Annotated in this window: 15 protein-coding genes; 7 read left to right on the top strand and 8 right to left on the bottom strand. The window is 61.5% G+C overall.

Features of this window, described 5'->3' with window-relative positions; translation table 11 throughout:
- Positions 1 to 161: 161 nt before the first annotated feature.
- Positions 162 to 1,127: a TraB/GumN family protein gene (locus ABDK74_RS09945; protein WP_346003674.1), complete on the top strand. Its 966-nt coding sequence runs from the start codon at positions 162 to 164 to the stop codon at positions 1,125 to 1,127.
- Positions 1,127 to 1,906, top strand: a complete 780-nt coding sequence (locus ABDK74_RS09940; protein WP_346003673.1) for a tetratricopeptide repeat protein — start codon at positions 1,127 to 1,129, stop codon at positions 1,904 to 1,906. Before ABDK74_RS09945 ends, ABDK74_RS09940 begins: the two co-directional genes overlap by 1 nt.
- Here the strand turns inward: ABDK74_RS09940 and ABDK74_RS09935 are convergent.
- The 8 genes from ABDK74_RS09935 to ABDK74_RS09900 form a co-directional block, all read right to left on the bottom strand.
- Positions 1,900 to 4,296, bottom strand: coding sequence for a TonB-dependent receptor domain-containing protein (locus ABDK74_RS09935; protein WP_346003672.1), 2,397 nt, complete (start codon positions 4,294 to 4,296; stop codon positions 1,900 to 1,902). The genes ABDK74_RS09940 and ABDK74_RS09935 overlap by 7 nt on opposite strands.
- Positions 4,297 to 4,511: 215 nt before the next feature.
- The gene (locus ABDK74_RS09930) at positions 4,512 to 5,435 is read right to left on the bottom strand and encodes a bifunctional riboflavin kinase/FAD synthetase (protein ID WP_346003671.1); all 924 of its coding nucleotides are present in this window, start codon (positions 5,433 to 5,435) and stop codon (positions 4,512 to 4,514) included.
- Entirely contained in the window at positions 5,432 to 6,115 is a 684-nt protein-coding gene (gene mtnC, locus ABDK74_RS09925) for an acireductone synthase (RefSeq protein WP_346003670.1), read from the bottom strand. Before mtnC ends, ABDK74_RS09930 begins: the two co-directional genes overlap by 4 nt.
- A gap of 9 nt (positions 6,116 to 6,124) precedes the next feature.
- Positions 6,125 to 6,670, bottom strand: a complete 546-nt coding sequence (locus tag ABDK74_RS09920; protein ID WP_346003669.1) for a cupin domain-containing protein — start codon at positions 6,668 to 6,670, stop codon at positions 6,125 to 6,127.
- Between the two features lie 2 nt (positions 6,671 to 6,672).
- Positions 6,673 to 7,299: a methylthioribulose 1-phosphate dehydratase gene (locus tag ABDK74_RS09915; RefSeq protein ID WP_346003668.1), complete on the bottom strand. Its 627-nt coding sequence runs from the start codon at positions 7,297 to 7,299 to the stop codon at positions 6,673 to 6,675.
- Positions 7,299 to 7,553, bottom strand: coding sequence for a twin-arginine translocase TatA/TatE family subunit (locus ABDK74_RS09910; RefSeq protein WP_194255744.1), 255 nt, complete (start codon positions 7,551 to 7,553; stop codon positions 7,299 to 7,301). The genes ABDK74_RS09915 and ABDK74_RS09910 overlap by 1 nt, the downstream gene beginning before the upstream one ends.
- Before the next feature lie 81 nt (positions 7,554 to 7,634).
- On the bottom strand, positions 7,635 to 8,111 hold the full coding sequence (locus ABDK74_RS09905) for a CHAP domain-containing protein (protein ID WP_346003667.1): 477 nt from the start codon (positions 8,109 to 8,111) through the stop codon (positions 7,635 to 7,637).
- Between the two features lie 2 nt (positions 8,112 to 8,113).
- Positions 8,114 to 8,728: a RecX family transcriptional regulator gene (locus ABDK74_RS09900; protein WP_346003666.1), complete on the bottom strand. Its 615-nt coding sequence runs from the start codon at positions 8,726 to 8,728 to the stop codon at positions 8,114 to 8,116.
- A gap of 65 nt (positions 8,729 to 8,793) precedes the next feature.
- Here ABDK74_RS09900 and ABDK74_RS09895 point away from each other — a divergent pair, with 65 nt between their 5' ends.
- The 5 genes from ABDK74_RS09895 to ABDK74_RS09875 all read left to right on the top strand — a co-directional run bounded on the left by ABDK74_RS09895 (position 8,794) and on the right by ABDK74_RS09875 (position 14,562).
- Positions 8,794 to 10,371: a D-aminopeptidase gene (locus ABDK74_RS09895; RefSeq protein WP_346003665.1), complete on the top strand. Its 1,578-nt coding sequence runs from the start codon at positions 8,794 to 8,796 to the stop codon at positions 10,369 to 10,371.
- 168 nt (positions 10,372 to 10,539) lie between these two features.
- Entirely contained in the window at positions 10,540 to 11,736 is a 1,197-nt protein-coding gene (locus ABDK74_RS09890) for an aspartate aminotransferase family protein (RefSeq protein WP_346003664.1), read from the top strand.
- Positions 11,733 to 12,677 (top strand): ornithine carbamoyltransferase, encoded by a 945-nt coding sequence (argF, locus tag ABDK74_RS09885; RefSeq protein WP_346003663.1) that lies wholly within the window; start codon positions 11,733 to 11,735, stop codon positions 12,675 to 12,677. The genes ABDK74_RS09890 and argF overlap by 4 nt, the downstream gene beginning before the upstream one ends.
- Positions 12,677 to 13,606, top strand: coding sequence for an Hsp33 family molecular chaperone HslO (locus tag ABDK74_RS09880; RefSeq protein ID WP_346003662.1), 930 nt, complete (start codon positions 12,677 to 12,679; stop codon positions 13,604 to 13,606). The genes argF and ABDK74_RS09880 overlap by 1 nt, the downstream gene beginning before the upstream one ends.
- Positions 13,603 to 14,562 carry a hypothetical protein gene (locus ABDK74_RS09875; RefSeq protein WP_346003661.1) on the top strand — a complete coding sequence of 320 codons (960 nt, stop codon included), beginning with the start codon at positions 13,603 to 13,605 and terminating at the stop codon, positions 14,560 to 14,562. The genes ABDK74_RS09880 and ABDK74_RS09875 overlap by 4 nt, the downstream gene beginning before the upstream one ends.
- Positions 14,563 to 14,565 lie beyond the last annotated feature (3 nt).

Below are 14,565 nucleotides of genomic sequence, written 5' to 3'. Positions count from 1 at the left end.
CATTCACACAAAAGTAGGGACCATATGGAGATCGCGGGCCAATCCGGTCAAGTCCGGGTTGCGGAGCAGGCCTGCACAAGGCGCGTGAGCGGGACGGGTTGCGGGGGCGGCGGGAGTAACGGATGATGGGGAATATGAGGCTTTTTCCAGAAGGCAGATCCGTGCGTAAACGCCATCTCTTTCAGTCTGTTGCCGTGCTTGTTCTGGGTTTCTGTGCGACGAGCGGGGCCTTCGCGCAGGCGCCCCGTTGTCCGGCGGCAGCGAGCGTGCCGGACAAGACCCTGATGGGGCAGATGTTTAGGACGGCACCGGACCGGGGCTTTTTGTGGAAAGTGACGAAAGACGGCCATTCATCCTGGCTGTACGGGACGCTCCATGTGGCGAAGCAGGACTGGCTGATGCCCGGTCCGCTGACGCGGGCTGCGATCCTGCACAGCAGTGAGGTCGCACTGGAGCTTGATCTGAACGCCCCCGAGACCGCGACCAGCCTGCGCCAACCCGAAGATGCGGCGCGCTGGGCGCATCTCGTGCAGTCCGGACGCAAGGCGAAGGTGGATGCGCTCATGGATCAGCAATGTGTGCCCAGCGCGGCGTTCGCGCATGTGGCTGTGGGCGTCGAAGCAGCGGGCGTCGAGGCGCTTTCAGCGCGCGGAGATGGATATTATCCGGATTATGCTGTGGATGCCGTGCTTCAGGGCATGGCGGGCAGTCTGAAAAAACCGCTGATCGGGCTGGAGACGGTGCAGATGCAGCGCGATCTGCTGATCGGGCCGGAACAGGCGGATGAAGATGCGTTCATCGACGACATCATCAAAGGCGTGTCATCGGGCAAGACACAGACGGAAAACCGACGGCTTGCGGAAATGTGGGCGTCCAGTGACGTGAAGCGGCTGGATGCGTACCACGAGTGGTGCGACTGTCTGAACACCGCGCGGGAACGGCGCTTCATGTCGCGGCTTCTGGACGATCGGAATGTCGGCATGGCTGCAAAAATTGCGAAGATCCATGAAAGCGGAACCTCGCTGTTCGTGGCGGTAGGCTCCCTTCATATGGCGGGGCCGAAAGGACTGCCCGCTCTTCTGCGGAAGGACGGGTTCACGGTCCAGCAGGTCGTGCCGGCACTCTGATGAAGCGGATCGTTCAGAAATTTCTGGGCCGTAAAACCCGTCCCCGTCGTCCTGAGGCCCCGGCCCTGCCGCCGCAGATCGAAGAGATCCGGCAGGGTGCACTGAAGGGGCAGCATCTTCAGATCGTGCAATGGGGACAGGTGCTTCTGGACAGCGTGCATGTTCCGCGCGATCCGGCGGGTGCGCTGGAGTGGTTTACGATTGCGGCAAGTGCCGGGTTCGGACCCGGGCACAACATGCGCGGACGCTGCTTCCAGTTCGGCTGGGGCTGCGAGAAGGATCTGCAACAGGCGGCACACTGTTACGCCGCCGCCGCTGCTGCGGGCGACGAATGGGGCCGGTATAATCTGGGCATCCTCACCATGCGCGGGATCGGCATGGAGGCGGATCTGGCGCAAGCGCTGGACCTGTTCCGCACGGCCGCCGGTCATGGTCATGCGAAATCCATGAACCTCTATGCAAGGTTTCTGGAAGAAGGCTGGGTTGTGCCGCAGGACCGGGCGGCGGCGCTGGACTGGTACCGAAAATCGGCTGAGGGCGGCGATTACCGGGGACAGCACAATTATGCGACGGCTCTCGTGGATGCCGGGAACACCCAAGAGGCGCTGGGCTGGTGGCGCAAGGCTGTTGTGGATGCGACGTCCGACATCCTGCTGGCGATGGACCAGAAACTCACGGCGCTGGGGCCGCAAGGCGACGCGGACCTGCTGGAGCGGGTCCGCGAACGCCTGAAGGAGATGGGAATTGCCCCCTCAGGCAAGACTGTTTCGGCTCAGTAATTTGCCGAAAGATTGAAGAGGAAAGAGCGGCCGACGGACGGGGTGGCGCGGTCGCTGAACAGGTTGCTGTAATTCAGACGGTTGTCGAGGTTGTAGCCGTTCATGGCCACGCGCCAGCGCTTGCCGAAATTATGAGAGACAACGGCATCCCACTCCATTGTCGCGGGCACGCGGCCCGTATTGGCAGCGTTCAGATAGACGCCATCACGCCATGTCAGGCCACCGCCGAACGTGACGTTCCAAGGGCGGTTAGGAGCGATCGTGTAGGTGGACCAGATGGTGGCCGAGTTTTTCGGGGCGTACTGGATGCGCTTGCCGAGATCGGCCGCCGTCTGGGACCAGACGGTCGTGGCGTCGTAATAGGCGTAGGTTCCGATCATGGTCCAGTTCTTCAGGATCTCACCCGAAACGCTGAGTTCGACGCCCTGATTTCTTTGGCGATCGCTGGAGGACGACACATCCCCTGTCGAAGGATCGGTCATGAGGGCGTTGCCCTTCTCCAGACGGAACATGGAAGCCGTAAAGCCCATCCGGCCGTGGAAGGCGTTATACTTCGCACCCAGTTCGTACAGGCTGCTGCGCTCGGGGCTGAAACCCTGCGTTGAGGATTTCAGAGGTTCGGAGCTGTTCGTCACATACAGGCCTAGCGGCGTGGTGGACTGCGCCCAGTTGAAATAGACCATGAGATCGCTGGTCGGCGTGTACATCAGGCTGACGGTCGGATTGAACGTGTCCTGCTGCTGTCCGTAGGCCACGCCTGCGCCGACCATCCCGCCATTGGCCGAATAATGGCTGTTCCAGTGATCCCAGCGGAAACCGCCACGGATCGAGAACTCGGGCAGAAGCCAGACCTGTTCGGAGAAGAACGCGCCGACATCGGTGGCATCGCCCGTCTTGTAGAGCGCACGGCCGACACCGGGAATGTTGACGAGTGTGCCGCTATACTGACCGAGCGTGCCGAGCAGCAGGCCGGGCTGTGTGGCGGAAGGATTGGTCAGGCTTGTTTTGTCTGCACGTGTGCCATTCTGACCATTGAAATTATAGGCGTAGTTGGTGCGCCGGTCATAGATATGCGCAACGTCGACGCCTGCGATAATCTGATGGCGGATACTGCCTGTGGAGAACTTTGCAACGCCCGAAAAGACGTTCTGCACGGACCAGTCGTCCTGCTGATAGGGTTCGGGGCCGCCCAGATGGCCCCGTCGGTTTACGGTCGCGGCCTCGGGATTGTTGAAATAATTGGCCACGCAGGTTGTATCGCAGCCGGGCTGTGAGGCGGAGAAATACCGGCTGTACATGCCGCCACGCAGGTCGTCATACAGCGTGATATGCTTGTTCAGGTCGAATTTCAGGCGGCCTGTCAGCATGTCCACGTTCGAGGCATCCTGATCGTAGGTCGTACCATACCAGTTGTTGCGGTTCAGGCCGTATTCCGTCAGAGGCTTTGCAATCCGGGTGCCCGGCTTTTTCCCGACCGGTACGCCATAATCCGGCACGCGGTTGTCCGTCTGATGGAAATATTCCAGCGTAAACGTTGTGCGCTTGCCCAGACCGAACGCGATCGACGGTGCGAGACCCCAGCGGTGCGAATAGACGTTATCGCGGCCGACCGTATTGTTCTCGTTACCCATGCCGGTAATGCGGATGGCCGTAGAATCTCCGATCTGCTTGTTGAAATCGAGTGTGCCCCGGTAGTAGTCTGCCGAACCTCCCGAGAAGCTGCCGCCATAGCTGTCGCCGAGATGGGCGACCTTGGTGGTGATGTTGATGGCGCCGCCCGTAGTACCGTTACCGAAGACTTCGGAAGACGGCCCCTTGATGACCGAGACATGGTCGTAATCGAAGCTGTCGCGGGTATAGACGCCGAAATCGCGCAGGCCGTTTTCGTAGATGTCGTTCTGGGCCTGAAAGCCGCGGATGAGGAACTGGTCGCCCGCCATGCCACCCTCGCCCTCACCGACAGAGGCTGTGATGCCCGGCACGTTGCGCAGGGCTTCGTCGAGGGATTTGACGTTCTGCTGCTGCATCAGAAGCTGGGGGACGATGTTGATCGTCTGCGGCGTATGCAGCGCATCTTCCGGCATCCGGCTCAGACCCATGGTCTCGTGCAGGATGTTCATGGGCGAGCCCACCACCTGAAGATGCTCGTCCTCACCGGGGGCGGCGCTGATGCTGTTATCAGCTGTTTTCGGAGCGGGGGTTGCGCTCTTCGGGGCGGCGGATTTAGCGGCCTGCGGAGGGAGTGCGGTATTTTTGGAAACGGACTGACGGCGGGCTTTGTGATGATGCCGGGCATCAGTCTGCTGGGCATGGGCTGCGCTACAGACGAGCGTCAGACCAGCGGCCAGAGAGAGCGAGCCCAGAGGAGGGCGAGGTATTCTGGACGACATCGGATCACGATCCTGCAAACGAAAACTGATGCTACCCTTAAAGATTTATTGAGAATTATTCTCAATACACATTCTGCAAAAATGCGAAGGATTCTCATTCTCTCTTTGGAGAAGTGACCGAAATGACACACAATGTCATACAGCACAAAAAAGCCCTCCTCCAAAATCGAAGAAGGGCCGCAGTCCGCCGAGGTTCAGGTGATTGAGAAGAAGGCTCAGTTGGCCAGAATGGAACGGGCCTGCGCGGCATCGGCGGTAATCTGGGCCTTGAGTTCGTCCAGACCGGAGAAACGCTTTTCCTCACGCAGTAGCGCAATCAGGGCAACGCTGAGGGTCTGGCCGTACAAATCTTCGTTGAAGTCGAAGAGATGGACTTCGAGGCGGCTTTCCCGACCGTCATTGATCGTGGGACGACGACCGATATTGGCAACGCCAGGAATCACTCGGCCATCAGGCAGCGTAACGCGGGCGGCATAGACGCCGCGCGCGGGTTCGAGATGCTGCGTCAGAGGGATATTGGCGGTCGGGAAGCCGAGAAGACGTCCGCGCTGGTCTCCGTGCATGACGGGGCCGGTGATGCTCCAGGGACGGCCCAGTTCTTCAGCGGCGCGCTCTGGATAGCCTTCCTGCAACAGGCGACGGATGCGGCTGGAGGAAATCGGGCCGCCGTCATCGACAAGCTGAGGCACGATGGTCAGACCGATTCCATGAGGCACGAGAAGAGCCTCGAGGCGATCGATATTGCCGTGACGACGGTGGCCGAATGCGAAATCCGCACCACAGGCCACATGCGTCACGCCGAGGCCCTTCACGAGAACATCGTTCACAAACCGGTCGGCGCTCAGACGGGAGAATTCGGCATCGAACGGGATCTGGAAAACATGTTCCACGCCCTGCTCACCGAGGGCAGCGGCACGGACATCCGGCAGCATCAGGCGAAACGGCGGGTCCTGCGGGCGGAACAGCGTGCGGGGGTGCGGGTCAAACGTGACGACCGACAGCGGATGATCGGGACGTGCCATCCGCAATGTGTCGAGAAGGTGGACATGGCCGCGATGCACGCCATCGAAGTTACCGAGTGCCGCCACCGTATTGCGGGCGGAGGCCGGGATATTGCGCCAATCCGTGTGCAGGATCATGCGACGGGCAGGCCGAACTGGCTGGAGACCGAGTTCAGGTCTGGCGCTTGTGCGACACCTGAATGCGGGAGAGTGCCGTCCTGTTCGCGAACGAGCTGGCAGACGCTCATGCCCGCCGTGCGGGCAGCGTCCAGTTCTGCACCGATATCGGACAGAAACAGGATGTCGTCTGCAGGCAGACCGACAGCGGCGGTGATCTTTTCGTAGGATTCGGCGTCTTTTTTCCCGCCGGTCGAAAGATCGAAGAAGTCTTCGAACAGAGGCGTCAGATCGCCCTGTGCCGTATAGCCGTAGAGCAGTTTCTGCGACGGGATGGAGCCGGAGGAATAGACGGCCAGACGCAGGCCGCCTTTCGACCATGCCTTCAGGGCGGGCGGGACATCCGGGTACAGATCGGCCTGAAGGGTGCCGTCCTCGAACCCCTGACGCCAGGTCAGGCCCTGCAGCGTCTTGAGGGGGGCTGCCTTCACGTCCGCCTTCATCCAGTTCTGACAGACTTTCAGCGGGTCCTGTCCCGGATATTCCATGACGATATCCGCCCGCGCCGCCACGACCGTCGGGTTCGTATGGTCCTGCATCAGGGCCGGAAGGACCTTGGCGGCATAGGGGAACATGACGTCCCGCACGAAAGAAATCGGCAGGGTTGTGCCCTCGATATCAAGCAGGACGAGACGGATCATGGGGGACTTTCAGGGAACTTCAGCGGGGAAGCGGTTGGCAATGTCATCGCCGGTATATTGCGCGATCCAGCCGGTCGTGTCGGTGAAGACACGCAGGGCCACCACGTCCGGGTTCTGACCGGCGTCGAACCAGTGCGGGATTCCGGCTGGGACGGAGATCAGGTCTCCTTGGGTGCACAGGACGGAATAGACGCGCCCGCGGATATGCAGAACGAACGCGCCCTGCCCATGCACGAAGAAGCGGACTTCGTCTTCGCTGTGGGTGTGTTCGGAGAGGAATTTTTTCCGAACTTCCGCAAGATTCGGCGTGGATGTGTTGATCCGCACCACATCTGCGCTGCCAGCGCCCGTCTCGCCCATCAGCGTGTCGAGATAGGGGCGATAAGCCTCCAGAACCTCTTCCGCCGGAGCGTCAGGGGCCGGTGTGACGGGTGCCGACCAGCGGTCGAAGCGGATGTTGTGGGGGCGCAGGGTCTCCGCGATCTCGCCGGGTGTGGTGACGTCCAGCAGGATCGTGTCGGGAGCATCATCGCGATAGACGGTCAGGCGACTCATGGTCAGGCCTTTCTCTGCAGACGGGCGAGTTCGCAGGCCAGCAGGAACTCAAGTCCTTCGAGGCGCGCCAGAGCCGTGAACATGTCCTTGCCCCAGACATAAACGCCATGACCGCGGATCAGATAGCCAAGGCGCATGTCCACAAGTTTGGGCGCAACGACGGTGGCCAGACGCGCGATGTCCTGATCATTGTGGAACAGGGGCAGTTCAAGGCTTGTGTCGTGGGTCGTCTGGCCCTCGAAGACCTTAAGGACCTCGTAGCCTGCCAGCGTGATCGCATCAGACGACTCATCCATGGACAGGATGGTCGCGGCAACAGAATGGCCATGCAGGACGGCCCCAATCGCGGGATCATGGGCATAAAGCTGCGTGTGCAGGAGGGTTTCCGCGCTGGCGCGGTTGGCGGGATCGACCGGCACGCCGTCCGGCGTGATTTCGATGACGTCGCTGTCCGTCAGGAAGCCTTTATGGCCGCCCGAGCGCGTAATGGCGATCCTGCCATCCGGCAGGCGGCACGACAGGTTGCCTGCCGTGGCCGGGACCCAGCCGCGTTGGTCCATCCGCTGGCCGGCGCTTACGATCTGGCGGCAGGCATTGCCCCAGCTTTCATCAACCGTGAGAGTCTGCATCAGACCTGATTGCGGTGCGTTTCGCTGCTGGTCGTCTGGCTGTAGCCGGGATTCTGGTTCGGCGGCGAAATATGACCCGGAGCCTGCGGGGCATCCGTCGTGGTCATGGATTCATCCTCACCCATATTCTTCTTGAAGGACTTGATGCCCTTCGCGAAGTCTCCCATCAGGCCACTGATCTTACCGCCGCCGCCAAACACGACGAGCAGGACGACCGCCAGAATCAGCCAGTGAACGGGGCTCATGCTACCCATAGTGTGTTACTCCGAAAAGCGAGGGATCCACCCGAGGTCTCATCATGTGGCAAGGCTTGAACGATTGTGCAAGCATTCCTCTCAGGAAGCATCGTCACTGTCACGAGATGATATGAAGCCGTAAGTCGGATAAGCGCGCTTTCCCAAACCATGGATAGGCATCCACCAGACCCGCACCAGCGTCCAGTCATTACGGGCGGACACATCCGTAATGGGCACGGCATGGTCGATGCGGCCCGGTTCCCAGTTGGCGTGATCGACGAGGATTGTACGGTCCGAAACCTGGCGGCGCACGATGGAGACATGGCCGCTCGGAACACGGGACGTGGCGCGGAAAACCAGCACTTCTCCGGGACGGGGCGTATGGGTGTGGGCATAGCGTCCGCTGGACTGCCCCCACCACGAAGCCGCACTTCCGCTCAGTTTCAGGCCAGTGCGTTCGCGGGCGTAGGGCGCGCATTGCAGCGGACCGTTGAAGCTGGCGCGGCTGTATTCGTAGCGGTTGCCACAGGCTGCGAGCATCACGAGAAGACCGAGCGGCAGGAAGCGGGATGTCATGCTCACAGACTCCGAAAAGCGATGATGCGGTCTTCCGCCTCATCAGGGTCCATGTCGAGCACGCTCTGCGCAACATCGCGGGAAAAACCGTTCCGGGCAAAGACTCCAAGGGTCTTGAGGGGATCATCGTCTTCGCGGTCGGGTCGCTGGAACGGACCGAGACGGCGTTTGCGGGCCAGAACGAGAGCCGCAGCGAGTTCCGCCTCCCGTGCGCTGCTGTCCGAGCGTTCGCCCAGCGAGTCGTTGAGGGCGTCGCGGACAGTCTCCTGATCGACACCCTTGTTGGCGAGATGTGCTTCCACCGCGCGCCGGGAACGGCCGGTGCGGGTCAGACTGGTGGCACGGCTGCGGGCAAACCCTGCGTCATTCACGGCGCCCAGATCGGTCATGGACGCGACGATTCCGTCTATGGCAGGGCGCAGGGCAGCAACGGCGGATTCGATATCTTCGTTCGGCAGACCGGCATGCGACGCACGTACGCCCCAGCGGCGCAGGCGACGGTCCAGCATCTGACGCAGGCCCTGCTCGGTCGTGGCGAAGCGGGCGAGATGCGCCAGCGCGGCCTCACGCAGGGACGCGGCATCCGGAACGGGGGGCGGGGCGGGATTGTCCTCCATGATGGGACAATTATGCCGGGTGAAAGGCATTTACGGCAAGACGGTCTGGAGCCATCATTCCATCCATGAGCGATTCACTTTTTACCCGTCTTGAAGCGGCCGCCTCCGCCATCCCTGTCCGCTTTCCCGGCCCCGGTGGCGCTGTGGCCGTTTTGAAGGACGGCGAGGTTCTGATCCGGCATGGCTGGGGCTATGCGAATGTGGAGCGCCGCATTCCGTTCGCGCCCTCCACGCTGTTTCGCATGTGCTCCATCACCAAGCAGTTCACCTGCGGCACGCTGCTCGACCTGTATGACGATCCGTCGGAGCTGGACGCGGATGTGGATGCGCGCCTGCCGCAGCTCGACGAGCCTTCGCCGGGAATGCTGCATCTGGCGCATAACCAGTCCGGCCTGCGGGACTACTGGGCTGTAGCGATGCTGCATGGCGCGCCCATCGAAGGGGATTTCGGGGACCGCGAGGCCCGGCGCGTCATTGAAGGAACGCGAACGCTCCAGTTCCAGCCCGGCACGTCCTATTCTTATGTGAACCAGAATTTTCGGCTGATTTCCGACATTCTTCAGGACCGCACGGAGCGCAGCTTCGCAGAACTGCTCCAGACGTCGATCTTCAATCCGGTTGGCATGGAACGCGCCATTCTGGCAGCCGATACGCGCGCCATGCCGGATGGGACAGTCGGCTATGAAGGAACCGTGGAGAGCGGCTTCCGGCCGGCAGTCAACAATGTCATCTGGACGGGGGATGCCGGACTTGGAGCGTCTCTGGACGATATGATTGCGTGGGAGCGGTTCATTGATGAAACCCGCGACGCGCCGGACAGTCTGTACCGGCGTCTGACCGCGCCGGTGACGTTCAGTGACGGCCAAGCCGCGCCTTATGGATTCGGCCTGCAACGCAGCACGATGTTCGGGCGGGACGTCACGATGCATGGCGGCGCGTTGCGGGGCTGGCGGTCCCATCGGCTGCATGTCGCGTCCGAGCGTCTGTCAGTCGTGGTGATGTTCAATCACATGAACGCCGCACAGGTTGCAGCGGCGCAGATTCTGGCGGCGGCTCTGGGCGTTCCATACGAGCCGGACCGCAGCACGCAACCTCCGACCGCGCTGTATGGGACCTATCTGGAGCGAGAGACGGGACTGTCGGCCCGAATCGAACCCGCGCCGGGCGGAGCAAAGCTGCGCTATCTGATGGTGCCGGAGCTTCTGGAAGGCGTTTCGACGACGCGGGCCGAAGCGGGGTCGGTCGTCGTGAAGGCACAGGAAACAGCGGAAGGCCCCGAAGTTGTGGTGGAGCGTCCGGGAGAAAACCGGACAGGCATCCTCACGCGCTGCGACGAAACGCCCGGCGAGGATATTGCTGAACTGGCGGGCGTCTATCGCTGTGAAGAACTCGACGAAGCCGAAGTGACCATCACACTGGCGGGCGGCGTGGTTTATGGCGGTTTCTCGGGAATTCTGGGCGATGGACGGATGGAAATGCTCCAGCGTCTGGCAAAGGATGTGTGGGTTCTGCCCTGCCCGCGCGCGCTTGATCATACGGCTCCCGGAGACTGGACCCTGGCGTTCGAGCGGCAGGGCGGGAGCGTGACAGCAATGCGGGTCGGGTGCTGGCTGGCGCGGGATCTGCTGTATCAGCGGGTCTGATCTGCCGGGTTGACCGCCACATTCCGGCAAGCCGGGGTTTGACGGAACCCCGTTCTGCCCTTCACTATGCACTGGCGGAATTTGAAGCCCTGCTCCGGGCAACCGGGGCAGGGTTTTGCGATTCCGCATGAACCATTTCGTTTTAAACCAGATATTCAGAGATCCATCATGATCCCCGCGCTGATGCCGAACTACAAACGTGCCGACCTCGCTTTCGAGCAGGGCGAAGGCGTCTGGCTGACGGCGACGAACGGGCGACGATATCTGGATTTCGGGGCCGGGATTGCCGTGACCTCGCTGGGACATGCCCATCCGAAACTGGTGAAGACCATTGCGGAACAGGCCGCGAAGGTCATGCATGTCTCGAACCTGTACCGGATTCCGCAGGCGGAGGCGCTGGCGGAACTGCTGGTGCGGAACACGTTCGCGGACTCCGTGCTGTTCTGTAATTCGGGCGCCGAAGCCAATGAGGGCATGGTCAAGATGATCCGCCGCGCCCAGTTCGAAAACGGGCACCCGGAGCGGACCAGCATTCTGTGCTTCGATGGGGCCTTCCATGGCCGGACGCTCGCCATGATCTCGGCGACGGGCAACCCCGCCTATCAGAAGGGCTTTGGCCCTGTGGTGGAGGGGTTCGACCATGCGCCGTTCAACAACACCAACACGCTGCGTGAGGCCATTACGCCGCACACGGCGGGCATCATCGTCGAGCCCATTCAGGGCGAGAGCGGCATCAAGCCTGCGACCCGCGAGTTCATGGAAGGACTGCGCGCCGTCTGTGACGAATACGGACTGTATCTGGGCTTTGATGAAGTCCAGACCGGCGTTGGACGCACAGGCAAGCTGTTCGCGCATGAATGGTATGGCATCCGTCCGGACGTAATTTCCGTGGCCAAGGGCATTGGCGGCGGCTTCCCTCTTGGTGCCGTGCTTGCGACGGAAGAACTGGCACGACATCTGACACCGGGCTCCCACGGGACGACCTTTGGCGGCAATCCACTGGCCTGCGCGGCCGGTGTGACCGTTCTTGAAGAAATCCTGAGCCCCGGTTTTCTGGAGCATGTCCGCACGGTTGGGGATGCGTTCGGCAAAATGCTGGAAGACGTTGTCAGCCGTTCGGAAGGCGTTTTCGACAATGTCCGCGGGCTTGGACTGATGCGCGGACTGCACTGCGTGCCGCCTGTCGCTGATGTCATGCAGGCCGTTCTGGATCAGGGCCTTCTGACCGTAGGCGCGGGAGACAATGTGCTGCGTCTCGTTCCGCCGCTGGTCGTGTCGGAAGCCGAGTGTCGTGAAGCCTGCGAGCGACTGGTGAAGGCCGCCCTGTCCCTGAAAGCCTCTGCCATGCAGGAGAAAGCATCGTGAGCGCGACAACAGCCCCCCGGCACTTTCTGGATCTGCGCGATTTCAGCCCCGAAACCATTCGTCAGATCATCGACCTTTCCGCGAAGGTCAAAGCCATGCAGAACGGGCGCCGTCAGCCCCTGCATCCGGACCGTCCTCTGGAAGGTCGTACTCTCGGCCTGATCCTCGCCCAGCCTTCAACCCGCACCCGCGTGTCGTTCGAGGTCGGGATGGGGCAGCTTGGCGGGTCCGTTTCGGTGCTTTCGCCGGGCGATATGCAGCTTGGCCGCGGCGAGACGGTGGCCGACACCGCCCGCGTCCTGTCGCGTTTTCTGGACGTGATCGTTCTGCGGACCGGGAATGACGCCAATCTGCGCGAACTGGCGAAGTGGAGTTCGGTGCCGGTCATCAACGGCCTGACACCTGTTTCTCATCCGATCCAGATTCTGGCGGATGTTCTGACGTTTGAGGAACACCGCGGCCCGATCCGCGGCAAAACGCTGGCCTGGATCGGCGACGGCAACAATGTCGCGACGTCCCTGATGGAAGGCGCGGCCCTGCTGGGCTTCAATGTCCGCCTCGCAACGCCGGAACAGTTTGCGCCCAACCCGGAAGCCGTAGCATGGGCACAGGCTCATGGTGCGACGATCGAGGTTTTCCACGACCCTGCGGAAGCCGTAGCCGGAGCCGATGCCGTCCTGACCGATACCTGGGTCAGCATGGGCGACAAGGATCGTGAAACACGCCTCAAAGTGTTCCAGCCCTATCAGGTCGATACGGCGCTAATGGCAAAAGCCACGCCTGATGCCCTGTTCCTGCACTGCCTGCCTGCCCATATCGGAGAAGAAGTGACGTCGGAGGTCTTTGAAGGCCCGGCGTCTGTTGTCTTTGATGAGGCGGAAAACCGCCTGCACACGCAGAAGGGCCTGCTGCTCTGGGCCCTTGGGAAAGAAAACGACTGATGGATACGCCACCCTTCCTGGACATGAACCGGCCTAACGTTCCGAACATGGTCGTCTCAGGCGGCGTCACGCCCTTTTATCTGGAACGCTCCCCGGTGCGGGGGCGTCTGGTGCGGCTTGGGCCTCTGGCAGATGCCATCCTGTCGCGGCATGATAATCCCGATGCGGTCTCGCAGCTTGGGGGGGAGGCACTGGCGCTCGTGGCGGCCATGGTGTCAGCCCTGAAGTTCAAGGGGGCTTTTTCCCTCCAGATCAAGGGCGATGGCCCGGTTTCCATGCTCGTAGCAGACGCGACGGACAGCGGAGATCTGCGGTTCTTCGCACGTCTACGGGATGATACGGACCGCGACGCCCTTCCTGAGACGGCCAAGGGCCTTCTGGGGGACGGCTATATGGCATTCACCATCGATCAGGGGCCGGATATGGACCGGCATCAGGGCATCGTGGATCTGACCGGCACGACGCTGGCAGACATGGCCGTGAACTATTTCCAGACCAGCGAGCAGCATGACTGCTGGATCCGGCTGTTTTGTGCAAAATCGGCGGATGGATGGAAGGCCGGAGCGCTTGTTCTGGAACGGATCGCGGCAGAAGGCGGGATCGAGGCTTCCGAACAGGATGAAGACGCCTGGGAAACCGCCTGTACGCTGGCTGCCACAGTGACGGAGCAGGAAGTCCTTGACCCGGACCTGTCCAACGAACGCCTGATCCAGCGGCTTTTCGGCACGCTGGACGTCCGTGTCGGGACACCACGCGCGCTGGCTTATGGCTGCCGATGCAACCGGGCAAGGCTGGCGTCCGTTCTGGAGACATTCCCGGAGGACGATCTTGATCACATGGTTGAAAACGGCGCCATCACGATGAACTGTGAATTCTGCAATGTCGGTTTCCGCTTTGCACGCGGTGAACTTGGAGAACGGACTGCATGACGCTCCCCCTGCTTGATGGCGTGAAGCTCGATGGCTTTCCGGTCGAGCAGCTTTATCCCGGCTGGAGTCCGAGCAGTCGGGATGTTGTAGCGGATGATTTTAGCGTTGTGGTTTTTAAGGAGGACGCGACCGGCAAACAGGCCTGCTGGTGGCTTGAAGGGGACGACTACCGCGCGAGCCATGTTCTAACGCTCAATGAATCCGTCCGGCAGCGTCTTCTGGTGGCAATGGACGGAGTATTCTGGCCGCTGGCGACCGGGGTACTGGGAGCTCCGCTCTCTCCGCAGGTTGGGCCGTCCTGCGACGCACTGCCTGAAATTGCGGTCAACGAACTGTCAGGCTCCTGGCTCGGAGGCTTTGCGCCGCATACGCTTCTTCTGCCGTCGGGTCATGCCGATAGCGGTGAGGCGCTCCCCTGCCCGAACGGGCGACAGATCGGTGAGAACCGGATCGCAGCCCTGCTGGCGGCCCAGCGGGGTCACGGTCCGCTGATCGTCTCATCCCCCTTCACGGCGCTCCCGCTTCTGGCCCAGATCACCTTTCAGATGGGCTCATTCGGCGTAAGCCGCTTTCAGGACGCCGATACGGTCTTTTATCTGATCTGGAACGAAACCCTTCCGGCTCTGCGTCCTTCTTTTTACTATCCTGACGCTCCGCTACTGGTCAGTGATGATCCCGCAGCCGCGATGATTCCGGGGCTGATTTTGGGCTGGTATGCCCGTCATCCCGAACATGACTCGCTGATCCGGGCCGCCCGCCCTTTCAGAGCAGAAGATTTCGGTGTCGGACAGGCTTCTGGTTTTCGCCCGAATATTCCGGACGAAGCCTCACAATCATCTTCCGCCACATCGGTTTCCTCTTTCATCCCGGCAGAGCAATCGCTCCCGACTTCTCATCCTCCAGCATCTGGACAGAGACTGAAAAGCCGGATCAAGTCCCTTTTCAGTCGTCGGTAACGT

This window comes from Gluconobacter sp. OJB, assembly GCF_039638275.1.
GTDB lineage: Bacteria > Pseudomonadota > Alphaproteobacteria > Acetobacterales > Acetobacteraceae > Gluconobacter > Gluconobacter cerevisiae.
The sequence above is the reverse complement of the archived record's forward strand: the minus strand, read 5'-3'. Positions and strand labels throughout refer to the sequence as shown.